The organism is Gordonia soli NBRC 108243 (genome assembly GCF_000334455.1).
GTDB classification, from domain to species: Bacteria; Actinomycetota; Actinomycetes; order Mycobacteriales; family Mycobacteriaceae; genus Gordonia; species Gordonia soli.
Map to the genome: position 1 here is coordinate 133,610 of NZ_BANX01000005.1, position 22,250 is coordinate 155,859.

22 protein-coding genes are annotated in these 22,250 nt (G+C 68.0%); 10 read left to right on the plus strand and 12 right to left on the minus strand.

Translation table 11 applies throughout. The features are described from left to right. Positions 1-59 precede the first annotated feature (59 nt). Entirely contained in the window at positions 60-683 is a 624-nt protein-coding gene (locus GS4_RS03545; RefSeq protein WP_007617581.1) for a TetR/AcrR family transcriptional regulator, read from the minus strand. Between the two features lie 98 nt (positions 684-781). Between GS4_RS03545 and GS4_RS24705 the strand changes: the two genes are divergently transcribed. The 3 genes from GS4_RS24705 (at position 782) to GS4_RS26085 (ending at position 3,284) form a co-directional block, all read left to right on the plus strand. Then, the gene (locus tag GS4_RS24705) at positions 782-1,756 is read left to right on the plus strand and encodes an ABC transporter substrate-binding protein (protein ID WP_007617582.1); all 975 of its coding nucleotides are present in this window, start codon (positions 782-784) and stop codon (positions 1,754-1,756) included. After that, a complete protein-coding gene (locus GS4_RS03555; RefSeq protein WP_007617583.1) occupies positions 1,756-2,691 on the plus strand; it encodes a siderophore-interacting protein in 936 nt (311 codons plus the stop codon). The genes GS4_RS24705 and GS4_RS03555 overlap by 1 nt, the downstream gene beginning before the upstream one ends. 419 nt (positions 2,692-3,110) lie before the next feature. Next, the gene (locus GS4_RS26085; protein ID WP_245555551.1) at positions 3,111-3,284 is read left to right on the plus strand and encodes an LbetaH domain-containing protein; all 174 of its coding nucleotides are present in this window, start codon (positions 3,111-3,113) and stop codon (positions 3,282-3,284) included. 197 nt (positions 3,285-3,481) lie between these two features. On the opposite strand, the gene GS4_RS03565 is transcribed toward GS4_RS26085, so the two are convergent. The 7 genes from GS4_RS03565 to GS4_RS03595 all read right to left on the minus strand — a co-directional run bounded on the left by GS4_RS03565 (position 3,482) and on the right by GS4_RS03595 (position 9,644). Then, on the minus strand, positions 3,482-4,228 hold the full coding sequence (locus GS4_RS03565; RefSeq protein WP_007617586.1) for an ABC transporter permease: 747 nt from the start codon (positions 4,226-4,228) through the stop codon (positions 3,482-3,484). A 4-nt stretch (positions 4,229-4,232) separates the two neighbouring features. Further along, positions 4,233-4,976 carry an ABC transporter permease gene (locus tag GS4_RS03570; protein WP_007617588.1) on the minus strand — a complete coding sequence of 248 codons (744 nt, stop codon included), beginning with the start codon at positions 4,974-4,976 and terminating at the stop codon, positions 4,233-4,235. After that, entirely contained in the window at positions 4,973-5,887 is a 915-nt protein-coding gene (locus GS4_RS03575) for an ABC transporter ATP-binding protein (protein WP_007617589.1), read from the minus strand. Before GS4_RS03575 ends, GS4_RS03570 begins: the two co-directional genes overlap by 4 nt. A 115-nt stretch (positions 5,888-6,002) precedes the next feature. Further along, positions 6,003-6,677 (minus strand): response regulator, encoded by a 675-nt coding sequence (locus tag GS4_RS03580; protein WP_007617590.1) that lies wholly within the window; start codon positions 6,675-6,677, stop codon positions 6,003-6,005. Then, positions 6,674-7,996 (minus strand): sensor histidine kinase, encoded by a 1,323-nt coding sequence (locus tag GS4_RS03585; protein ID WP_007617591.1) that lies wholly within the window; start codon positions 7,994-7,996, stop codon positions 6,674-6,676. The genes GS4_RS03580 and GS4_RS03585 overlap by 4 nt, the downstream gene beginning before the upstream one ends. Then, complete coding sequence (locus GS4_RS03590) at positions 7,993-8,817, minus strand: alpha/beta fold hydrolase (protein WP_007617592.1); 825 nt, start codon at positions 8,815-8,817, stop codon at positions 7,993-7,995. The genes GS4_RS03585 and GS4_RS03590 overlap by 4 nt, the downstream gene beginning before the upstream one ends. A 194-nt stretch (positions 8,818-9,011) precedes the next feature. Continuing rightward, entirely contained in the window at positions 9,012-9,644 is a 633-nt protein-coding gene (locus GS4_RS03595) for a TetR/AcrR family transcriptional regulator (RefSeq protein WP_007617595.1), read from the minus strand. Between the two features lie 61 nt (positions 9,645-9,705). Between GS4_RS03595 and GS4_RS03600 the strand changes: the two genes are divergently transcribed. Both GS4_RS03600 and GS4_RS03605 read left to right on the plus strand, forming a co-directional pair. Further along, positions 9,706-10,629, plus strand: coding sequence for an alpha/beta fold hydrolase (locus GS4_RS03600; RefSeq protein ID WP_040509406.1), 924 nt, complete (start codon positions 9,706-9,708; stop codon positions 10,627-10,629). Beyond that, positions 10,626-11,120, plus strand: a complete 495-nt coding sequence (locus GS4_RS03605; protein ID WP_007617599.1) for a hypothetical protein — start codon at positions 10,626-10,628, stop codon at positions 11,118-11,120. Before GS4_RS03600 ends, GS4_RS03605 begins: the two co-directional genes overlap by 4 nt. Before the next feature lie 69 nt (positions 11,121-11,189). On the opposite strand, the gene GS4_RS24710 is transcribed toward GS4_RS03605, so the two are convergent. Next, entirely contained in the window at positions 11,190-12,011 is an 822-nt protein-coding gene (locus tag GS4_RS24710; RefSeq protein ID WP_169331471.1) for a TetR/AcrR family transcriptional regulator C-terminal domain-containing protein, read from the minus strand. A gap of 97 nt (positions 12,012-12,108) precedes the next feature. On the opposite strand from GS4_RS24710, the gene GS4_RS03615 reads away from it, so the two are divergent. Further along, positions 12,109-12,978: a hypothetical protein gene (locus GS4_RS03615; RefSeq protein WP_169331472.1), complete on the plus strand. Its 870-nt coding sequence runs from the start codon at positions 12,109-12,111 to the stop codon at positions 12,976-12,978. 460 nt (positions 12,979-13,438) lie between these two features. Here the strand turns inward: GS4_RS03615 and GS4_RS03625 are convergent, their stop codons facing one another. Further along, positions 13,439-14,077, minus strand: a complete 639-nt coding sequence (locus GS4_RS03625; RefSeq protein ID WP_040509409.1) for a helix-turn-helix domain-containing protein — start codon at positions 14,075-14,077, stop codon at positions 13,439-13,441. 113 nt (positions 14,078-14,190) lie between these two features. On the opposite strand from GS4_RS03625, the gene GS4_RS03630 reads away from it, so the two are divergent. From GS4_RS03630 to GS4_RS03640, 3 genes are read left to right on the plus strand one after another with little or no spacing between them, the layout of a single operon-like run. After that, the gene (locus GS4_RS03630) at positions 14,191-15,993 is read left to right on the plus strand and encodes an ABC transporter ATP-binding protein (RefSeq protein WP_007617603.1); all 1,803 of its coding nucleotides are present in this window, start codon (positions 14,191-14,193) and stop codon (positions 15,991-15,993) included. After that, positions 15,990-17,744 (plus strand): ABC transporter ATP-binding protein, encoded by a 1,755-nt coding sequence (locus tag GS4_RS03635; protein WP_007617604.1) that lies wholly within the window; start codon positions 15,990-15,992, stop codon positions 17,742-17,744. The genes GS4_RS03630 and GS4_RS03635 overlap by 4 nt, the downstream gene beginning before the upstream one ends. Next, positions 17,741-18,763, plus strand: coding sequence for an ABC transporter substrate-binding protein (locus GS4_RS03640; RefSeq protein WP_007617605.1), 1,023 nt, complete (start codon positions 17,741-17,743; stop codon positions 18,761-18,763). The genes GS4_RS03635 and GS4_RS03640 overlap by 4 nt, the downstream gene beginning before the upstream one ends. 22 nt (positions 18,764-18,785) lie before the next feature. Here the strand turns inward: GS4_RS03640 and GS4_RS03645 are convergent, their stop codons facing one another. Further along, positions 18,786-19,625 carry a LysR family transcriptional regulator gene (locus GS4_RS03645; RefSeq protein ID WP_157226482.1) on the minus strand — a complete coding sequence of 280 codons (840 nt, stop codon included), beginning with the start codon at positions 19,623-19,625 and terminating at the stop codon, positions 18,786-18,788. 78 nt (positions 19,626-19,703) lie between these two features. Between GS4_RS03645 and GS4_RS03650 the strand changes: the two genes are divergently transcribed. After that, on the plus strand, positions 19,704-20,702 hold the full coding sequence (locus GS4_RS03650; RefSeq protein WP_051989611.1) for a DMT family transporter: 999 nt from the start codon (positions 19,704-19,706) through the stop codon (positions 20,700-20,702). Between the two features lie 30 nt (positions 20,703-20,732). On the opposite strand, the gene GS4_RS03655 is transcribed toward GS4_RS03650, so the two are convergent. Continuing rightward, positions 20,733-22,037 (minus strand): S1C family serine protease, encoded by a 1,305-nt coding sequence (locus tag GS4_RS03655; protein ID WP_007617608.1) that lies wholly within the window; start codon positions 22,035-22,037, stop codon positions 20,733-20,735. Positions 22,038-22,250 lie beyond the last annotated feature (213 nt).

A 22,250-nucleotide genomic window follows, 5' to 3' on the forward strand; every position in this document is an offset into this window, starting at 1 on the left:
CGTACAGATTTCGCACGCACTCACTCGGAATGCTGGATGGCCCGGCGATCGGGGGCAGATCAGTCCGCCGTCGGCGAGTCCTTCAGCAGGCTCGACCGCAGCGCGCTCCACGACACCCCGGTCGGTGGCGTGCCGGCCAGCGTCGAGTGCAGCGCCGGCAGGATCGAGCGGAGGATCGCACGGACCTGATCGTCGGGCACGGTGGGCGCGCCCAGGAGGTTCAGGGTCGTCGTCGATGCGAACGATGCCAAGATGAAGGCGTAGTCGCGCGCGGCGGGATCGGTGACATCGAGCCCGAGGTGCCCCGCGACCTGGTCGATCTGGAGGTCGAACACCTGGAGCGTCTCCGGGAGGTACGGGCCGTGCAGGTAGTAGCCGCTCAGGCCCGACATCTGCGCGGTCGCTCGACGGAGCTCGAGGTTCACGCCGATCAGGTAGTCCACCCAGTCGTCGCCGTGCTCGCTGCGTAGGTCGAGTCGTGCCAGCGCCCGGGTCCCGGCGCTCATGGCGATGGCCTGTCGGCTGGAGAAGTAGTTGTAGATCGTGCCGTCGCGGACGCCGAGTGCGGACGCGATGCCGGAGACGGTGAAGCCGTCCAGACCGGCGCTCTCGACGGCGTCCAGGATCGCGTCGGCGGTCACGGACCTGGGCCGTCCGCGGCGACGTTCGTCAGGCGGGGCCACGGGTCGATCCTACTGCGCCGGGCACCGAGGTTTGCTCTCGCCGACTCTCGACGCTAATTTAATGAAGCCAGCTCATAAATTAGCGAAGGGCAAGGTGGATGCGGACGCGACGTCGGCTGTTCATCATCACGGTCATCGGGGCGATTCTCGTGCTCGCGGGGTGTGCGACGGGCCGATCCGACGATCCGGGAGGACCGGGGTCGGTTCGCATCGACCACGCGCTCGGAAGCGCCCAGGTGGGTGCGAACCCCGTACGCGTGGTCACCCTGGGGGCTGCGGACACGCAGATCGCGACCGCTCTGGGAGCGCAGGTGGTCGGGGCCGTTCGCAACCCGTCCTCCCCGGACGGGAACTGGCCGGGAGTGCGGCCGGCACTGTCACCGGCCGTGACGGTCCTCGATTCGGTTCGGCCCGACGTCACCTCCATCGCTGCGCTGCATCCCGACCTGATCCTGGCCACGACGGCACAGAGCGGCTACCACGACGTCTACGACCGTCTGTCGAGGATCGCGCCGACCATCGCCTACTTCGACGCACCGTTGCGTGACCCGGGCGAGAAGCTGGTCGATCAGATCGGTCGGGCTTTGGGTAGGTCCGAACAGGCTGCGGTGCTACGGGAGCGCTCGGATCGCGCGATCGACGAGTTCACCCGCCGACACGCGGCCTCACGCGCCCAGCGAGTCGCCTTCGGTCAGTTCAGCGCCGGTACCACGTACCTGATGGCCGATCCGGAGTCGCAGGGCGCACGATTCTTCAGCCGCCTCGGTCTGCGGATACCGTCCGCGATCGCCGACATGCGGGATGCCGGCGGCGCGGGTGCCGCGCTGGACATGGTCACGGCGTCCCAGGAGGAACTCGGCGTCCTGGGATCCGCCGACGTCGGCCTGATCAGTGTGTTCGGTGGAGCGCCACGGCAGTTCACCGACATCGTCACCGTCTCGTCCACATCTCTCGCACGATCAGGTCGGCTGCACGTCATCCCCGTGGATCTCGCTGCCGTTCTGTTGCAACCCAATCCGGCCACCACCGACTACGCTCTGTCGGGTCTGCGGCCCTATCTGACCGGCAGCTGATGGCCACCGAGGTCGACCTCCGCCGACATCTGCGCCACACCCTCGACGAGCGTCGTGGTCTGGTGGTCGACTGTGCGGTCACCCTCGCGGGACTCGTCGATGGTGACGACGGTTGCCGCACCGCCCGTTTCGTCGGCGAGGGACTGCGTGTCGATGTCCCGACGCTGCCGGCCGACGCCGTCAAGATCTTCTTCCCCGCACAGCCGACGGGCGAGGCATTCCGCCCGGTGTTCGACGCCCACGGACGGGTGGACGAGGTCACGACTCCTGCCATGTTCACGCGGGCCCTGACCATCAGCTCGCGCGACCCGGTGGCCGGGACCATCGACCTCGAGCTGCGGCATCGCCACGACGGGGCGATGCGGACGTGGTTCGATCGGGCTCGCAACGGATCGGCCGTGTGGATGTTCGGCCTGCGTACCGACTTCGTCGCCGTACCGACCGCACACCGGCACGTTCTCTTCGTCGACGACTCCTCATCGGTTGCGGCGCAGAGAATCCTGAGGTCACTCCCGCGCGAGTCGACCGCCGTGGTCGTGACCGTCGGTGACGTCCGGACAGCCATCTCGGGTGCTCGTGTCGACGTGATCACCGCACCGTCGACTGCGGATGCCGTCGACTCGGCACGGCACCACGTGCCGGTCGATGACCACACGCAGTTCTGGTTGGGCGGGGAAGAGTCCGCGGTGCGGGCGATCCGGCGTGTGCTGCTCGATGAGCGCGACGTCGACCAGGACGCGCTGTTCGCCGCCCCGTACTGGTCGGCCGGACGGACCTGGGAGGCCGTGTTCGACGAGCAACTCGACCGCACGCTCGCCGCCGCGCGTCGCGGCGCCGACATCGGCGATCCGGTGGTGCTCCAGCGACTCTCCTTCGACGAGGGTCGGGCCGATGCGCGCGAGCGGCAAGGTCCGGAAGCGGACGCGAGCCTCTGACCGCGATGCTGTGAGATCGCTCGACGCCGAGTGGACTATGTCACATCTGACTGTACGAATGTACGGAGACGATTTACGATCGTCTAAGTCCGTGTGGCTCAGCGCAATGTCGGTACTCGGGGGAGGAACCGACAGCTGGTCCGCGGTTCACGCCGGGTGGTGCCGTCGTGCTCCACCCGAATTGCCGGGGGGTCGGTGATGGTCGAAACAGGTGTGGCCACGCTCGTGTCCGTTCCCGATCGCATGGGCGGTCGGGAACGGATCACGACGAGAGGAGAGCTGCGGTCTTTTCTGGCCGTCGATCTCGATTCATACGGGATCACGAAGTGACGGGCGAGATTCCGGATCACGCAGCGCCAGGTGCAGGACCAGCGGTTGCTGCGTCGCTCCGAGTACTGGACATCGGCGAGGCGAACGGCGTGGCCCCGGTGATCGGCGGTGACGTGCACATCTCACCCAATGCGGTGATCATCGGCGCGCGGATCGGCGATCGCGTCGGCATCCGCGCCGGTGCGGTCGTGACCAAGGATGTCCCAGACGACGCCGACGTGGGCGGCGTACCGGCGCGCATCCTGGGCACCCGCATCCTCTGACCCATCCTGCTCCGTCGATCGTGCGCTCGAAAACGTCGACTGTGCGCTCGAAAACGTTGATCGTGCACGCGCGCGTCGTCCGTCGGGACGGATCACGCACGGTGGACGATTCGGCGCGCACGGTCGACGATCCAGAGTGCACGATCGACGATTCGGCGCGCACGGTCGACGATCCAGAGCGCACGGTTGACGGGAGGTCAGGTGCGGACGTCGCTCCGGTCGAGCGTCGCCGACGCAACGCCGACCACCAGAGCTGTTACAGCGAAGGCGATCAGGATGATCGCCACGACGATCGTGGGCGTGACCGGACCGTGGTCGGCGAACGTCCCGGTCCCCAGTTGGGTCGCCCGGGCCGCGAGGCCGTAGGGCGAGATCATCGCGAGGTCGCCGACCGCCAGCAGGATCAGGGCGGAGGTGCCCGCACCGACAAGTGCCACGGCGATCGATCCACCGAAGGAACGGAGGACCATCGACGCGAGCGACTGGACCGCCGCCACCGGGATGGTCGCAACCGCGATCGTCGCCCCGATCATCGAATACCGCAGTGGCAGCGCGCCCGACACGTCGATGACGAGCTTCCCGGCGAGAATCACGGCAACCACCAGTACGACCTGCATCGCGACCGCGAGCACCGCGATGACCGACGTCTTGACGACGACGATCTGCCATGTGCGCGTGGGGGCGGCCATGAGCGCATTCCGGTTGCCGCCCAGATGTTCCGGCCGCCAAACCAGTGCTGCGATGATCGCGACGCCGACGGCGAGCGGGAACAGACCGTAGAACACCGTCGACCGCAGCCACAGGGTGTGCCACCCATCGGGTGACGCGTCGGCGGCGATGGTGTTGACGGTTGCCGTCCCGACCATCACGATCGGCAAGACGACGGCCACCGTCCATGCCAGCGAGCGACGCAGTTTCAGGAACTCGGCGTGGAGAATGCGCATTCGGTCAGACCTCCTGATTGTCGAGCAGAGCCGTGGCGACGACGAACCCGACCAGCGCGACGGTCGCGAACACGACGAGGGTCGGGACCGAGATCGCCAGTGCCACCGGATCGTCCCCGCGGTAATCGGCAGCGCGCAGTACGCTGTACCACCCCCATGGCGTCACGTGGGCGGCCCACCCGGGCAGGCCGCCGGCGAAGACCGCGGCGACGGTGCCGAGCAACCCCACCCCCAGCGCCACCAGTTGGTTGAGCACCAGTCTCGACACCACGATCTGCGTCGCGAGGACCGCACCGTTGACCACGATCATCGCCACCGTGAACGTCGTCCACTGCAGGAGCGGCACCGGTCGTGTGAAGCCGAGCACTGTACCGAGAGCCAGTGCGCACGCGCTCGCCGTGACGGTCGCCGCCGTCACCAGCGTCGACGCCGCTCCGAACTTGGCTCGGCACAACCGACCAGGTGGAACCCCGGCGGTGCCGGCCGCGATCCATCCGCCGCCGGTGTTCTCGATGTCGACCTGGCGGCTGGCGAGGATCGCGATCAGGAGAGGCGACACCATCGGGAATGCGAGGGACAATCGTGCCAGTACAGCGGTCCACGATGTGGCAGAGGTGATGTCGTGGGCGGCCGCGATGGTGGTGAATGCCGTGAGTCCGACGACACCGACTACCAGTGTGGCCGCGGTCGATGCGACTCCGAGGTGACGCATCTTGACGAACTCGACACCGATCGCCCGCGCGATCACAACCGACCATCCGCGGTGAGATCACGGAACACCTCATCGAGACCGCGGTGTGCGCGACGTACACCGAAGACGCCTATCCCGTCGCGAACCAGGGTGGCCACCGCGCTCGCGGTGCCGTCGTCGTCCAGGCCGGACAACGACACCTCGGATCCGTTCGACTGCGCAACCCCGGCGGCCGCGTGCGGGCCGAGGACGTCGACGGCTCGTGCCGGCGCCGAACACGAGATCACCACATCGGGTGTGGACGCGGACAGCAATTCGTCACGCGTGCCCTGGAAGATGAGCCGTCCGGCCGAGACGATGCCGAGAACCGTTGCCGTTCGCTCGACTTCGTCCAGGAGATGCGACGAGACCATGACCGTCACCCCGTGCGCCGCGAGATGGCGCAGCAGGTGTCGGATCTCGTCGATCCCCGCAGGATCGAGACCGTTGGTCGGCTCGTCCAGCACCAGCAACCGCGGTCGGCGCGCCAGTGCCATCGCGATGCCGAGACGTTGCTTCATACCGAGGGAGTAGTCGCGGACCTTCTTGTCGAGGTGCGCGCCCAGCCGTACCGTGTCGACGGCCTCGGCGATCCGCGCGTCGGTCAAGTCGAGCATCCGGCCGAGAACCCGCATGTTCTCTCGGCCGGTGAGGTGCCCGTATCCGGGTGGCGACTCGATGAGTGACCCGATGTCCGGCAACACCTCTCGCCGGGTGCCCCGGTGCATCGGACGGCCCAAGATCTCGATCTGGCCTTCGGAGGGTGTGACCAGCGACAAGAGCATCTTCATCGTCGTCGACTTCCCGGCCCCGTTCGGTCCGAGGAAGCCGTACACGCTTCCGGCGGGAACGCGGAGCGCGAGATCGTCGACGACGGTGTGGGATCCGTATCGCTTCGTCAGGTCCTCGGTGACAACGGCATACGTCATGTATCGAGCATCGCGATCCGAGCCCGCAGGGTCATCTGGCTGAGGTCATGTCCTCACGTATCACCTTCGACATACACCGGTCACGCACGTCATCGGTCACGCAGGTCCGACCGGGTCACCGTTGCTGCCCCGGCCGGACGACGCCGGATTCGTAGGCCCACACGACTGCCTGGACCCGATCTCGCACACCGAGTTTGGTGAGGATGCGACTGACGTGGACCTTCGCGGTGCCCTCGGTCACGACGAGTTGGTCGGCGATCTCGGCATTCGACGATCCCGCCGCGACCAGCGTCAGCACCTCGCGTTCGCGAGCTGTCAGACTCTCGAGCGTGGCGGTGTTCCGCGGGTCGGGAACGCCGGCCCACGCGGCGCCGGCGAAGTGGTCGAGGAGACGGCGCGTGGTACTCGGGGCCACCACAGAGTCGCCGTCGTACACGTGGGTGATCGCGGCTGCGATCTCGTCCACCGGGGTGTCCTTGAGCAAGAATCCGCCGGCTCCGGCGCGGAGGGCATCGAATGCGTACTCGTCGAGATCGAAGGTGGTGAGGATGAGGACCGCGACATCGAGGCCGAGTTCGCGAATCCGGCGGGTCGCCTCCACCCCGTTCATCCGCGGCATCTCGACGTCCATGAGCACGACGTCGACCGCAGTGGTGGCGAGCAGTTCGAGGGCGGTGACGCCGTCGTCGGCCTCACCGACCACCTCGATCTCGGGCCGCATGTCCAGCACCATCCGGAATCCGACGCGGATCAGTTCCTGATCGTCGACCAGGGCCACCCGGATCGTCACCGGTCACGCATCCGCTCGGGTGGTGTGATGGATGCGCCGACGGTGCCGGACACAGTGGGGAACTCTGAAGGGGGGAACTCTGCAGGGGTGGATTCTGCGGTGGGGAAAGCTGCGGTGGGGAAGACTGCGGTGAGCTCGTACCCGCCGACATCGCGGTCCCCGACGTACAACCGTCCACCGTGCGCGTCGACGCGCTCGCGGATTCCGATCAGGCCGAATCCTGTGCCGTCATCAGTCCGCGATCCGCGCGTGCCGGTGCCGTCGTCGGTCACCCGAATCGTCACGTCGTCGGCGCCGAATCGGACGATGACGTCCACGCGACCGACGTCCGGTCCCGCGTGCCGTCGGACATTGGTGAGTGCCTCCTGCACAACGCGATACACCGTCAAGCCGACGTCCGCTGTGGATGAACTGCTGTCACCCTCGACCTGGAGGCGGACCGGTAGTCCGGCAGACCGCTCGGTCTCGACGAGTGCCGCGAGCTGAGTGATGCGCGACGACGGCGCCACATCGTCATGGCCGCCGCGGTCATCGCGGTCATCGCGCAGGATACCGAGCATCCGACGCATCTCCACCAGTCCCGATCGTCCGGTGTCGCGGACGGACAACATCGCCTGACGAGCACGCTGTGGATCGGACTCGACGGCTGCGGCCGCGCCTTCGGACAGCACGACGACGACACCGAGTCCGTGGGAGACGACGTCGTGGATCTCCCGTGCCATCCGGGTACGTTCCTGTGCGACAGCAGCATCGGCGAGAGCTCGCTGCTCGCGTTCGGCCTGCTCGGCTCGATCGCGGAGCGCGGTGAGTCGGTCCCGGCGAAGTCGGGCCAACAGACCCCAGGTCCACACCCATCCCACCACGACCAGCACGACGCCGAGTTCGCCGATGTCGACGAAATCCTCGTCCAGATTCGGGATGACCGCGGCCAACAGCCACGCGACCGCGGCGCAGGCCACCGTCGCCGACACCACGGTCTGGCGGAGGGCGGCGACGGTGTAAACCGCTGCCAGCAGCATCACATCGGCGACGATGAGCGGTGCACCGCAGAGCAGCTGGACGATCGCGGCGACAAGCATGGTCACGGCGACACCTACGGGCCGGGTGCGTCGAGCGACGAGAGCGAAACACAGGATCGCGGACACGGCGACGAGCACCCCGAACCGGAGCGGATGCGTGGAGTGTTCCATCAGGAGCGGAAGGTTGTAGGCGAACACCGCAGCGCCGATGATGATCTCGGGCAACCAGGACGCCGGCGGTGGTCGTCGGGACAGCAGTCCGGGCGGGGCTGCCCCACGCATGGCTGCCGAGGAGTTCACCGTCCGGCGAACTCTCTGATCTCGCCGACCAGGAGATGTGGCGCAGTCACGTGAGCGAGATGCTCCTGGCGCGGCAGCACCCGCTCGGTCGCATCGGGCAGCGCGTCGCGGAGATACGCGGTCGCGGTGATGAGAAACGGCGAACTCACCTCACCGTGCACGAGGAGTGTCCGCACCGAGAGTGCGCCGAAGTCGGTCAACAGCGCTGCACTGCCGTCGATCTCGACGAGTTCGCGGGTCCAGGTCGGTGCGAGTTCGAGGATTGCTGGCCAGCCGGGTCCGGCCTCCAGAGCCTCTGCGAGCTCCGGCGGCAGACGCAGGAAGTGCTCGGCGGCGATGCGGACCGCGGCTTCCCGATCACCGCGATCGATCGCCTCGGCGTACGGCGCGAGGTTCGCTCCCGCTACCGGACCCTCGACGGGGAGTGGTGGTTCGTAGAGGACCAGGGCTGCGACATCGGTACCGCGACGGATGGTTTCGAGGGCGCAGATCGCACCGTAGGAGTGTCCGAGCAGGACCGGTGTCTGGCCGGTGTCGAGTGCCGCGCGTGCCACCACTGCGGCGATGTCGGCTGCCTCGACCCCGAGCGAGTACTCCGGCGCATCGCCCGACAGTCCGCGACCGCGGCGATCGATGATGTAGACGGAGTTGGTGGCGGCGAGCTGGGTTCCGACCGCCAGCCACTGCTCGCCGGTGGAGATGCTGCCGTGCACGATCACGACGGGACTGCCGGTCCCGATCCGGCGGAAGCCGATGGTCGTGCCGTCGGGGGCGTTGACGGAGTCGGAGACGAACTCGGACACCGTGTCTGATGCGGTCATGTGCGGCGCGTACCCCCGGCGTGCGGATGTCGGTCAGGAATCGGCCCGTTGGATCGCCAGGTCCGTGCCGACGTCGTCACCGTACACCTGTACGCACGTACGGGTGCCGCGGCTCCCATCGGAGCGGGCGGTGTGGGGCGAGCCGCTGGCACAGGGGGCGAGCGCGGCCGGGCGGGAGACGGTGGGCTGGGAGCTCACGACTTCGGCGCCTGACCTCCGGTGGCGCCGGCCAGCAGGAGTTGCAGAGCGGTCAACAGAATGGTCCGGTCTGTGCGTCGCGGCGGCGGGTCCACGAGGTACTGCATGGCGAGACCGTCGGCCAGTGCGGTGACGATGGCGCCCAGGGTGTCCGAGTCGACGGAGGCGCTGATGCCGGCCTGATCGAGCATGTGCCCGATCAGCGCCGACATGGCACCGCGGATCTGGCCGTGACGCTCAATGAATGCGGGGCGCAGGGACTCGTCGCGCATCGCTGCCGACCAGAACTCGATCAGGAGCTGGGCGTCGTCCGGGCGGTCTTGTAACAGCTGGTCGTAGTGATCCGCGGCCTTGCGGATCGCGTCGTCGGCGCCGTCGGCCGGCCTGACGGCGGTCCCATAGCCCGCCGACCACTGGAGGAACCACTCGTCGAAGACCGCGAGGAAGACCTCACGCTTACCGGGGAAGTGGTTGTACAGAGCTCCCGTCGAGACACCTGCCTCCGCGACGATGTCCTGCACCGTCGCGTCGCGATACCCCCTACGGGCGAACACTTTCGACGCCGCGGCGAGCAGGTTCTGACGGGTGCTCTGCCGTCGCTCGGACTGACTACGTCGCTCGGTGACCATCGTGTCGGAGTTTACCCAGCACTATTTACATAACGGGCATTCGGTATCTAACATGCATCGCATGACACTCACCGAACCGGCCGTCGAGGCGCGCGACGGCGTCGGAATCCGACGCGACGTGATCGTCGACGGGCATCGCATCGCGTACCTGGAAGCGGGGCAGGGCGACCGGACCGTGGTGCTCCTGCACGGTCTGGCGGCGTCGTGGGACTACTGGCACCGGACCATCCCGGCACTCGCCGAGACCCACCGCGTCATCGCCGTCGACCTCCCGGGTTTCGGCAGGTCGGAGAAGCGTTCGGCCCGCGGGCTCGACGATCTCCGGCACGTCGTCCCCGCGTTGTTCGACGCGGTCGGCGTCGACCGGTGCGATCTGATCGGACATTCGATGGGCACGCTGGTGGCGTGCGAGATCGCGGCACGTCATCCGGACCGGATCGACCGGGTCGTGCTCAGCGGTGGCCCGATCACGTCGGTCATCGACCTGTTCAACAACCCCATCCGCACGCTGTCGTCGAATCCGCGGGTCGCGACGTTTCTCATCGAAGCGGCGACCGCGGGTCTTCGGCCACCGGCTTCGGTGCGTCGCCTGATCCTCGGTCGGCGCTGGGCACGATGGCTCGCCACTCGCCCGTACGTGCCGCACCCGGCCAAGCTCGCCGACGAGGATGTGGCAGGCATCCTCGTCGGGGTGGGCGCGCCGGGGGTGTTCTCCACGCTCCGTGAGGGATTCGGATACGACTTGCGTCCCGCTCTGGCCGGCGTCGACCGGCCGATCATCGTGGTCAACGGCGAGCGCGACCTCATCTGCCCGCCCGCGGATGCGCGCGCATTCGCCGCCGACAACGACGCGGTGGAGGCGGTGCACATCATCCCCGACGTCGGGCACTGGGCGATGCTGGAGGCGCCCGACGAGTTCAACGAGATCGTGGTCGAGTTCTTGCAGCGGAGTCGGGCAGCGGAGTCGGGCAGGGGATCGTCGTGAACGAGATCCCGGCAGAGCTGCGAGGCGATCTCCGTCGGCTGATCGAGTCGGAGGAACTCGGTGAATCGTTCTTCGGTGCCGCGGCGGCGAGGTCTCAGGACGAGGCGCGTGTCAAGGCATGGGATGCGTTGCACCGCTTGGAGTTCCAGACGAATATCGGTGTCCGTCGCTTCGTCGAGACCGTCGGTGCGGGTGTCACGACCACCAATCGACTCGCCGAGACAGCAGGCACGGTCGGGGGTACCGCGATGCTCCTGCTCCCGTGGCGGGCGCAGATGACGTCGGTCCGATTGGGCACGCATCGCTACCTGCCGGCGTTCCGTCGACTGGCCGCGGGATTCGCGGGCACCGAGCACCAGGAGTTCTTCGACTACGTCGTCGCTCACGAGCTCGCGATCATCGACTTCACCGAACGCACGCTGTTCGATGAGCGATCGCCGCTCGACGCGGTACATCGACTGTTGGACCGGCCTGTCCCGCAGAATGACTGACGTCTTCGCCCGCGGTCGCTTGCGGTGCCGACGGGTGGGGGTCGTCGACGCCGCCGTCGGCACACCCGGCTAGGAACTGGCGCGCTGAGCGCTCGCGTCGCCGTCCAGAGTTGCGTGGCCCGCCGCGATGATGAGGTCGGTCATCCGCGCGAACCGTGCGTCGGCGTCGCCGACCACCAGCTCCCCCATCGCGGCCACATGTGGGGTGTCGGCGAGTCGCTTGGCGCGCTCGGCGACGTCGACCGGTTCGGTGGTGCGGTGTTGTTCGTTGATGCAGAAGCCGACGGTCGCATGCTGCGCGGTCTGGAACAGGTCGACGAGCTGATCGGGTGCGATCCCCTGCGCCGAGAACCTGGCCAGCGTCGGTTCGATCTCCCGTAGCAGTGCGTCGTCGACGATGACGGCGCTGCTCGCCGCCCTGGCCCCGTCGCGCCTGCTCAGCAGGCTGGCGCGGAGTCGGCGCATGTACTCACCGATGAGCTCGGGCCAGGGTGGGATCGCGTCACCGTCGGTGACCGTCACAGCACGGATGGGCGTTCGCCAGAGTTCGGTCGCTGTCTGTTCGAGCAGTGCGCGCTTGTTGCTCACGTACCAATACAGCGCCGGGGCTTGCACATCGAGTCGTCGGGCGACCCCGCGCAGCGATATCGCATCCAGACCGACATCGTCGAGTTCGTCGAGTGCAGCGGCGACGACCCTGGCGAGATCGAGTCCTTTGCTCCTGACCGCCTGTGCCACGCCGGAGCCCGTCGGTCGTGGCGGCGAGGCGTCCGGGGCGGGCGACGGTGCCGACGTCGAGTTGGTCGCTGTCGAGCCGATCCCCGCGGAGCCTGACGACGCCTTCGCCGGGCGCAGCCATCGGATCACGACCGCACCAGCGACTCGTGGCACGAGCCGGAGGCTCGGCGCCGGACGGTGACCGCCCTGATGCTGATCCCGGACGAGGTGACCAGCGCGGCGCTGACCAGTTACCAGCACAGCAGCGCGGTTGCGCGAAACGACGTGCTGGCCGTCGCGGGCACGGCGCATCGTCGGGCCGCGACCACGCTCCCCCCGTACCGGGCGCATCGTCGTCGCGGGCGACTACCTCGGCCTCGGCGGAGGAGATGGGCGGCACCCGTGGCTCGATGCAGGCACCGAGGCGGCCGCGACGGTGGATCTGCTGCGCGTGACGCCTGCCGTGCTGGGCCGTCTGGGAGTGCCGGTGCCCACGCAGTCCGATCTCGTCGGCTTCTCCCAGGGGGGACACACGACGATGGCGTCCGCGCGCGTGATCACCGCGGGTGCTTCGATCCCCTTCGGAATCCGCTCGATCATCGGCATCTCCGGCCCGTACGTCCTGTCCGAGGTGGACGTGCCCGCCCTGATGGACGGTAGGTCGGACCCGAACGTCCGATCGCTGGCCCTGGCCCGTCTCACGCTGTCGGCCGAACTCCGCGGCAACGATCTCGCACACATGTATGCGCCGGGCCGGCGGGATCGCGTGCACCGACTGTTCGACGGGTCGAAGACCGACGTCGAGGTCGTGAGAGCGCTCCCGCCTGACCCGCGCACGATCTTCAGCGACTGGGGATGGCGCGAACTCGGCGATGGCACTAGTGATTTCGGTCGATGGCTCGCGGATACCAGTGGAGTCTGTCAGGAGTGGGGGCGCGACGCGGACGTCACGTTGATGTACGGCCGACTCGACACCAGTGCGTTGCCGCGCAACACCCGACTGTGTGCCGAACACCTGAACGTCGAGGGCGCGCGGTTGCAGGTCATCTCACTCGGCGATGTCGACCACATCGAGTCCGGTGTGATCGGGACCGACCGGGCCGCACGCATCCTCGCCGATCGGGATCGACTGCGCCGCTGATGGAAGGCGTGTTCGATGGGTTCGACCGGCTGCGCGAGGAGTTCCGGCACGTCTTTTCACCCGAACAGCGTGAGGAACGTCGGATGGGGCGATGTTGAACGCGATGAGGGGGTCGACGATGCGCGTGCATCGACGGCGCGCTTGGCGATCCCGTCGACGGTGGGTTGGTTGTCGGTGACGCCGACCTCGCACGCCCTCGCCGACGACGTGGGGGGATTCGTCCGTGGCGTCCGGCCGTAGCGGTTCTCGTCGACGCCACACTCATCCGCGGGATTCTCCTACCGGCCCTGCTCCGACTGTCGGATTCGCGGACCTGGTAGCGCCCGCGCCCCTCGCGCGTGTCGCGGTCGCCCGGCACTGAGCGGGGACGGATGGATGTGTCGCCGTCCGGCGCGTCGGCACCCGACATCGACACAATCCGGCAGCGCGATCGCTCGTACAGATCGCGAGCGTACGAAGGTCACCGCGAAGTGACGGTTTGTCGGTATCGCCGCTGTCGGCACGCCTGCGAGCAGTACTTGCGGGGACGCCCGCGTGCGGAACGCTCGACGGGGCTGCCGCAACTTGCGCAGCTCGGCGCATCCGGTCCCGGCCCCATTTCGTCACGAACACCCGACATATCGTCACGAGTGGAGAGTCGATCGGTCTGACGCCCGGCGAACATCGCCGCGGCCACCAGGTCAGACTCGGCTATGCGACCCCGCGGGGTGTGACGCCGGAGTTCGTCGTCGAGGTGCGGGCAGTTCGTCGCCATGTCGTCGTCGGTGCAGAGCAGCAGGTGGACGAGGTAGGCCCGCGCGTTCAGGAGTTCCTCGATCGTGGCGTCGATGACCGCCGCGTGATCTCTGATCACGCTCTGCCACTGCGCATGCCGATTGCCCACGGTCACCGACGCCGTGCGTTCTAGGGGCATCGAACCGGTGACGCTGCATAGGTACGCGAGGCCGATGCGACGGAGTTCGGTGGCGTCATACACGCGCCGCCCACCTGATCGACTCGGGTCGGGCAGAACGCCCTGGCGCTCCCACCATCGCACTGTCGACGGTGCGATACCGAAGAGCGCCGCGGCATCGCCGATGGTGGCCGACTGTTGTGTCATCAGTTCATTTGACATCACGTCGACATGAAGCGAAAGGATCTCGCTCATCGAGCACAGCTTCCGAGCGGCTGCGTCGCCGACGCGCGGACGGACGGCTGGAGAAGAGGGCGTAGATGACCGCGACAGCAGAACCCGACATCGCCGAGGGGGCGATCACGCAGACCGGCGCGCCGCCGGTGGGGCTTGCCTCGGCGGGAGCGCTCGGACGCCTGTTCGCGCCGATCCGGGGCCACCTGGTGGCGTGCGCAGTGCTGTCGGCCGCGAGTGCCGCCGGCGGTCTGCTGCCCTATGTGGCGATCGCCGAGATCAGTCGAGTTCTCCTCGAGAGTGGATCGCGTGCGAGCGATGATCGCATCTGGGCGTGGGTCGGGGTCGGTGCGGCCGGGGCCGTCGCCTGGCTGCTGTTACTCGTACAGTCATCTCGCATAGGGCATTTCGCCGATGCGGAGATATTGCACTCGCTTCGGGTTCGCATTGTCCGTCATCTCGGCTCCGTACCCCTGGGGTGGTTCGCCGGTGTCGGTTCAGGACGGGTCAAACGCGCACTCACCAACGATCTGGAGGAGATGCACGAAGTCATCGCCCACGCGCTCGGGCAGCTGACGGGTGCCGTCACCGTCATGGTGGTCGGGATCGGCTACCTCGCGTTCGTCGACCTCAGGATGGCGGGTGTCGTGGTGGTGATCCTCGGCCTGACGGGACTCTTCTATCGGATCGCGATGCGCTCCATGACAACTCATGTGAACCGGCTCATCGCCGCCGAGGTGCGGATCAGCGCGGCGAGCGTCGAGTACGCCGACGGCATCGAGGTGGTCAAGACCTACGGCGCGGGTGGTCGGGTACTACGCAGGTTCGACGATGCCGTCCGGGAGTTCGCCCAGGCGTTCGCGGTGTGGACCGACGAGGTCAAGCACAGTTCGGCAGCCTCCCGACTGTTCGGTTCGGAGATGGCGATCCTGGTCGCCGTGACTGCGGTGGGACTCGCACTGCTCGACGCCGGCTCGTTGACGGTCGCCGATCTGATCGCCTTCCTGGTGGTCGCGATCGGTCTGCCGAACTCGATCCTGCCCGCCGTGAACGCTGCTCAGGGTGTGCGCAAGGGAAGGATGGGAGCAGCCAACGTCGAGCACCTGCTGGCCATCCCGGCGCTGCCTGAACCACGACATCCCGAACTGCCCCGAGGGCACGACGTCGAGTTCGACCGGGTGTCGTTCTCCTACGATCGCCGACGCGAGGTACTCACCGATGTGAGGGCGTCATGCCGCGCCGGACGGGTGACCGCGATCGTGGGGCCGTCCGGCGCCGGGAAGTCGACCCTGGCCGGCCTGCTCCCCCGATTCCACGACGTGACCGGCGGGGCCATCCGGATCGGCGGTGTCGACGTCCGGGCGATCGGTTCCGAACAGCTCCTCGGCTCGATGTCGCTGGTGTTCCAGGACGTCACCCTGGTGCGCGACACCGTGACCGAGAACATCCGGATCGGCAGGCCCGATGCCGATCTCGCCGCGGTGCGCGCGGCGGCGCGCACCGCACACGTCGACGACGTCATCCGACGCCTGCCGCAGGGCTACGACACGCGGCTCGATGCCAGTGGCGGGAGTCTCTCCGGTGGCGAGCGGCAACGACTCACGATCGCGCGAGCCATCCTCTCGGAGGCACCCATCGTGGTACTCGATGAGGCGACCTCGGCGCTGGATCCAGACAGCGAGACCGCGGTCCAGGAGGCGCTCGCGAGCCTGGCGACGGGCAAGACGGTCATCGTCATCGCCCACCGGCTGCACACGATCGTCGACGCCGATCAGATCCTGGTCCTCGACGGTGGCCGACTCGTGGAGTCCGGCCGGCATGCGGATCTCGTCGTAGCAGGTGGCCTGTACAGCCGGATGTGGGCTGCGCAGGGCGAGGCGATCGCGTGATCCGCCGCCTGTACCGTCTCTGGCCAGAACCTGCCCTGCTGGCCCGTCTGTGGTCTCTGACCGCCGCACAGGCGGTTCTGCAGGGAGGACTGCTCGGCCTGCTCGTCCCCATTCTCGACGCCGTCGTCCGTCCGCGCCCTGACCTCGACGCGGCGGCGCCCTGGCTGGTGCTGGGCCTCCTGGGGGCGCTCGTGTACGCGGTCATCAGCATCATCGCGACCCCGGTCGGGTTCCGCGCGGCAGGCGAACTGGCGGTCGGTCTGAGGTCGCAGTTGATGCGACACATCACCGCCGTGCCGCTCGGATGGTTCACCGCTGATCACAAGGCGCGTCTTGCGCGGGCGGTGACCTCTGATGTCGGCGACGCGGCTCATCTCGCCGTCACCATCGCGGGCCCGGTGGTGACGTCGGTGCTCTTGCCGGCCACGATCGTGGCGGTCGTGGCATTCGTCGACTGGCGGATGGCGTTGGCACTCTGCGTGATCGCGGTCGTCGCCGCGGTCGCCCTGCGACGCGCCGCGCACATCTCGGAACTCACCGAGGTCGAACTTGAACGGGCGTCGGCCGGAGTCGCCGGTCGCGCCATCGAACTCGGTCAGGCGCAGCCCGTGCTCCGCGCTGCCGGGCATCCGACCGGGACCCCCCACATGCACACTGCCTTGCTCGATCATCGGAACACCTATCGGTCGGGGATGCGGCGGGCGCGGCGGCCGTACTTCGCCTATACCGCGGTGATCGCCGCCGGTTTCGTGGCGGTGCTGGCCCTCACAGCTCGGCTGGTGGTCACCGGTGAGGTCGGAACGGCAACCGCTGTCGCCCTTCTGGTGTTGTCCGCCCGGTTCCTCGAACCACTGGGGAATCTGATCGAACTGATCGGGGCACTACGTGCGATGACGAACAAGGTCGCTCGCATCGAGGCGATGCTGCTGATTCCCGCACTGCCGACACCTGATCACGCGGTGGATCGGATCGACAGCGCCGAGATCGAGTTCGACTCGGTCACCTTCGCCTACCCCGGCGCCGATGACGCCGCACTGCGGGATGTCTCACTCCGTTGTGCCCCCGGGACGACGACGGCGCTGGTGGGGGCGTCGGGATCCGGCAAGACGACGATCACGCGACTGGTGGCGCGGTTCTTCGACGTCGACGACGGTGAGATCCGGATCGGCGGCATCGACGTCAGGTCGATCGACCCGGAGACCCTGATGGGAGACATCGCGATCATCTTCCAGGAGGTGTATCTCTTCGACGACACCATCGAGAACAATCTCCGCATCGCGCGACCGGAAGCCGGATGGCGTGAGCTCGAGGAGGCCGCGCGTGCTGCTCGGGTCGACGAGCTGATCGAGCGACTGCCGAACGGATGGCGAACGCGAGTCGGAGAGGGCGGGACGGCGCTCTCGGGCGGCGAGCGGCAGCGTGTTGCCATTGCCCGTGCGATCCTCAAGGAGGCGCGGATCGTCCTCGTCGACGAGGCCAGTTCCGCCCTGGACCCGCAGAACGAGGCAGCCGTCACCGACGCCATCGCTGAGCTCGGCGCCGATCCCGAACGCACCACGATCGTCATCGCGCACCGACCCGCCACGCTCCGAAGTGCAGACCGTGTGATCGCGCTCGCCGACGGTCGTGTCGCGGAAGCAGGTATGCCGGCGGACCTCATCGCTGCCGACGGTGTGTTCGCCCGCCTGATCGGACAGGCCGACGACGCACGCCGATGGCGGATCACCGACCGAACCGGAGGTCGTTCGTGAACCTCCGCAGGCACACTCGTCCACATCGCGTCGGCGGACGGTGGCAGTCGGTCGTGATGTCGATGATCGTGATCGCGACGATCGGTGCCTGCACTGCGCCCGCCGATCCATCGGATGGACGGCCGACGGCGCGGATCGACAGCGCATACGGATCGGTCGTCGTGCCCCGGACCGATCAGGGAATCTGGGCGTTGGATCCGGCGACGGCAGTCGAGCTGCTCATCCTCGGGGTCACGCCGATCGGATTCACGAGGTACGAGCAGGAATCCGATGCGGCGACCCGCGCTTACCTCGGCATCCTCGGTGATGCAGGTGTCCCGGCGGCAGACCCGGACAGTGTCCCGCTGATCGCCGCCGCCGCTCCACGGCTCATCGTGGGAACCAGAGCGCGTACCACCGACTCCCGGTACGAGCAACTGCGCAAGATCGCGCCGACGCTGGTGACCGGATCATCGACGAGCTGGGCGCGTGCACTGTCGGTTGCGGGCATCGCCACCGGCCGCGGTGACCGGTCCGAGTCGGTCACCGCTCACTTGCGCGGGCGGATCGAGGCCTTACGGCGTCGTCTCGCCGGCACACGGTTCCACGGGCAGACGGTGTCGATGATGTCGGCGTGCGGACCAGGCACCTACTGCATCTACCAAGGGGGGCGGGCAGCCGGTGAGGCACTCACCGCATTGGGCTTCTCCCGCCCGCCAGATCAGCGGGTCACCGGAACCGACTTCGGCTTCAGCACCGTCAGCGAAGAGGTGGTCGGCACTACGGTGGCTCCGATCACCTTCGTGTTGGGCGGCTCGGTGCAGTACGGCTCGCCGTCACCGCTGGAGAACCCGAGGTTCGACACCACGGGTACGCGCACGCGCGAAGTCGATTTCGGGGCGTGGTACGGCGCGCACGCGTTCGATGTCCGGTGGATCCTTGCCGATCTGGAGTCGGCGCTCTTCGATGACGGGGGTATCGCAGACGCGACGGCGGGCGTGGCGTTCTACCGCGAGCTGCGTTCCGTCGCCGGCCGCTGATCCGGTGTGCGTGCGGCTGCGCCTAGGCGAGCGCACGCAATCGGGTCGGGCCGACCATCGCGCGGAGTTCATTCACCACGGCGGCATGGGTCGCGGCGCCGACCCGATCACTGGTCGCCACCGACAGCGGCACCGTGCTGATGCTCGGCATGTCATGGAGAACGTGTAGGCCGTCCGGCGCCGGCCCGATCTCGGGCAGCGCGGTGATGCCGATGCCCGCACGGGCTGCCGTCAGCACTGCGCTGAGATGCAGGCATTCCTTGGCGATGGCGTTCTCGCGTCCGGAGAGCGATGCGAGGGCGTGGTGGCGTACCGCGCACGGCCTGCTGAAGAGAACCAGTCGATCCCGCGGGGCGGTGTCCGTGCCGTACCAGCGCACGGGGATGTCGGCGATCATGGTGCTGGTCGGGGTCGGCGGCGTCAGCATGAGGGCGATGTCGGCGCGTGCATCGTCGACGAGATCGCGGACGTGCGCACTGCGGGTGAGCCGCAACTGCACCCGACGGTCGGGCAGGCGTTGCGAGAGGATCGAGATGACAGGTGGGACCAGGAGCTCGGCCGCGTGTTCGGTTGCGGCGACCAGCAATTCGCCGGTTCGATGTGGTGTCAGCGCGTGGACCGTGTCGTCATGCTGCTGGAGCAGCTCACGTGCCCGGCCTACGAGTTCCTCACCATCGCTGGTCAAGGCGATGCCGCGACCCTCGGGCACGACCAGCCGGCATCCGAGTTCGTGCTCCAGCTTCCGGATGTGCCGGGTGATGGCAGGGGGCGAGAGGTGGAGCGCGTCGGCCGCGCCGCGCATGCTGGAGAACGCAGCGACTGCGACGAAGCTGCGGAGCGGGACGATGTCGAGCGTGGTCACCGCACCAGTATGCACCTGATCGTTGACGAAACGTGAACAGTCTTGGAGTCGGCGGCTCGGTGGGGCCAGAGTCAAATCATGCCCACCGACCGTCCGCTGCCGCTCCGCCTCGCCGTCCCGACCGTGCTGCTGTTCGCCGCCGGCTACCCCATCGGCGCCGCCACCGTCGCGGTGATGTCACCGTTCCTGGTGATACTGCTGCGTTTCGCGTTGTCGGCGATCCTGTTGTGGGGCGTCATCGCGGCGCGTCGGACTCCACTGCCGAACCGACGGCAGGTCGGTCATGCCGTGATCGCTGGTGTGCTCACCCAGGGTGTGCAGTTCCTCGGCGTGTACTGGGGTCTCGCGCATGGGATCTCGGCCGGGTTGGCTGCGCTGGTCATCGCCCTGAACCCGGTGCTGACCGCCACGCTGGTCGCGACGGTGTTGGGCCAGCGGGAGTCCCGGCGCGGGATGTTGGCGCTCGGATTGGCCACCCTCGCAGTGCTGTTGGCATGTGCGCCCAAGGTGATCGCCGATCATCGTGTCGGACCGGGGGTGATCGCGGTGATCATCGCGATGATCGGGCTGTCGGCCGGAGGTGTCTATCAGAGCCGGAAGTGCCAGGGCATCGACGTCTGGGTGCTGACCGCGATCGGGGTGACCGCCTCGACCCCGCTCGCCGGTGCTCTTGCGATGACCGCGCCGATGACCGTCACCGATGTACCTCGTGCGATCGTCCTCCTCGCGGTGATGGTGGTCGTCAGCTCCGCGGTCGGGACGACGCTCTACGCCGCATGCATCAAGCATTCTGGCCCGCGGGCATCGTCGCTCCTGTTCGCGGTGATCCCCGCGGTGACCGGCGTGATGGCCTGGGCGGTGCTCGGCGAGCGACTCACGTGGTTCACCGTCGCCGGCCTGGTGATCGGTGCCGCAGCCTGCCTCGTGCAGGCGAGGTCGATGTCGGGTCGGGTCGGGGCCGTTCGAGGCGGGTCGGGTCGAGGTGAGTCGGAACATGCGGCGCGGCCAAGGGATCGGTTGTTCGCGCGACGTCGTTTCGACAACGCGACCTCAGTCGAGGTCGCGGGGACGAGATGAGGTCGCGGAGTCATCGGTGGGTACGCGGAGTCACGGGAGCAGACCGCCGAACGGGAGCCGGGGCTGCGGTTGTTCAGGGCTGCCGCCGCCGTTGCCGGATTCGGGGACCGTCGTCTGCTGCTTGTCGACGGCGCTGCCGAGCTTCACCTGCACCGTTCGGGCCTTGTCGCCGGACCCGATCGTGACGGGTACGGTCTCGCCCGGCGAGTGGGTGAGTACCTGGGCCATCAGGTCGGCGTAGTTGCTCACCGTGGTCGACCCGATCTTGGTGATCACGTCGCCGTCGGAGATGCCCGCGGATGCCGCCGCACCGCCCGACTGCACCGAGGTCACTTGTGCGCCGGGAGTATCGCGCTGCGGGGTGAGCGACCCCGACACGCCCAGAACGGGTTTGGTCGCATGCCCGTCGGCGAGCAGCTCGTTGGCGACCCGCTTGGCAGTGTTCACCGGGATGGCGAATCCGAGTCCGTACGCCTGTGGGCCGCCGCTCGCGGCCTGTCCGGTGTCGACCGCCGAGTTCACGCCGACCACCTGGCCGTTCAGATTGACCAGCGGCCCACCGGAGTTGCCCGGATTGATGGGGGTGTCCGTCTGGAGACCGTTGTAGACGGTGACGCCACTACCGTCCTCGCCGCCTGCGGTGACGGTGCGGGACAGCGTGCTGACGATGCCCGAGGTGACCGTGTTGGAGAGAGCCTCGGGGCTGCCGACCGCGACGACCTGTTGGCCGACGCGCAGCGCCCCGGAGTCCCCGAGTGCCGCCGGTGTCAGGCCAGAAGCGTTGGCCAGCTTGATGACCGCGAGATCGTACGACGGGGATGCGCCGGTCACCGTCGCGGTGTGGGTGGCGCCGTCGCTGGTGGTGACCTGGATGGTGTTGCCCTCAGCGGCTGACACCACGTGCTGATTGGTCAGCACATAACCGTCGGCGGACAGGACGATCCCGCTCCCGGTGACGGTGCCCTGGCCGGTGTCGATCTTGATGTCGGCGGCCGACTTCGATGCGACCTGGGCTGCATACTCGACCGAGCCCGGTGTGACGTCGGCGACGTTGGTACTCGACGGCTGCGACTGGAGCACCGGCACCGAACCAGTCGAGCGGTCGAGCAGAGCACTCCCGCCCACTCCCACCGCGCCACCGATCAATCCGGCCAACACAGCGGTCGCGATGATCGGCTTCGTCAGGCTCCGACGGGATGGCGGGATCGGCTGCAGGGGAGGTGGTCCCGTCGGATGCGCCTGCCACTGCTGCTCCGCGCCGAGCGGCGCGGTCGGGTGAGGTTGATGCTGGTGGTACACGGGGCCGGTGGCGGGGTCGTGCTCACCGGGGGGCATGGAGGAGTTCACGACCCCACGGTGCCGTCGCTGTATGTGAGGAGCCCAAGGATTGTCGGAGACTTCGGCAGTGTTCTGGCCGGAAGATCTCAGATGAATCCCAGAATCGTTCCGATGGTGTCGGATTCGTGGGGATGGCCCGGATCGGCACTCCGGTGTGACCGTACCGGGTCGTCGGGCGAACCGCGAACCGTTGGTGGTCGGGGGCGGGCC